Origin of the sequence: Schaalia canis (assembly GCF_003858455.1) — a bacterium.
Lineage (GTDB): Bacteria > Actinomycetota > Actinomycetes > Actinomycetales > Actinomycetaceae > Pauljensenia > Pauljensenia canis.
The window spans coordinates 1-785 of the sequence record NZ_RQZF01000034.1 but is presented as its reverse complement, the minus strand read 5'-3'; the positions used below and the strand labels follow the sequence as shown (position 1 = coordinate 785).

General features: G+C 54.9%; 2 protein-coding genes. Both read left to right on the top strand.

Annotated features, from left to right (window positions below; all coding sequences use genetic code 11):
• Positions 1-488, top strand: a 488-nt coding sequence (locus EII11_RS10610) for a hypothetical protein (RefSeq protein WP_165867165.1), incomplete at its 5' end; no start/stop codon positions are given.
• Between the two features lie 8 nt (positions 489-496).
• A partial coding sequence (locus EII11_RS10350) for a hypothetical protein (protein WP_133306633.1) occupies positions 497-785 on the top strand: 289 nt, incomplete at its 3' end.

The window sequence follows — 785 nt, the reverse complement described above, 5'->3', positions numbered from 1 at the left end:
GCAGAGCGGCTGATGAAAGAATCCGAGCCTGGATTGGGTTAGGCAAGGACCTGGCCAAAGAGGCTCCCCTCGACAAGATTCCCCTCGTCGGGCAAGCCGCTGACTTCCTGGCCGGGCAGGCCTTCGACGCCGGGGCCCAAGGGCTGGAAGAATCCCTGGCTCGTCATGAAAACCTCGCCCTGGAGAATAAAGCCCAGCAAGCTGAAGAGTCTTTTGAAGCACGCACCAACGCAATATTCAAGACTCTCTACGATGCTGGTCATATCACCCGCGCAGACCTTGACCGTCTTGCTCTGGGTAATGAGCTGTCCTCTAGTGATGTGGATTTGTGGTTGGAGACATCTTTTCCCGGCGGTGAAGGAATGCCCGAGGATAAGCGGGATAACCTTGGCATCATCGTGAAAAGCTTGAGTCAAACCAAAGGCCACCTGGACGCCTACGAACACTCATACAAAATCGGTTACCTTGAAGGACATGTAGAGAAGTGAGAAGTGAGATGACACGACTTAAAGCACATGCTGCACTCATGGCAATCCTTTTCGCGTCAGCGACTATCCTGTCAGCCTGCGCCTACTTCCACACTGAGGAAACCATCATCCCGCGCCCAGAGCTGCTTACCGCCGAGGAAGCCGGAGGCGGAGAACAAACCCCCATTGGTCCAAATGATCTTCCTGTCGCTGCTGACTGCGGGCCCGACGGGGGAACTTATTACTCTGACCCTAGGGGGACGCGTCATGGTGTGCAATACCTTGATGGTGGTCGCAGGATCATTCTTGGGCTTTTAG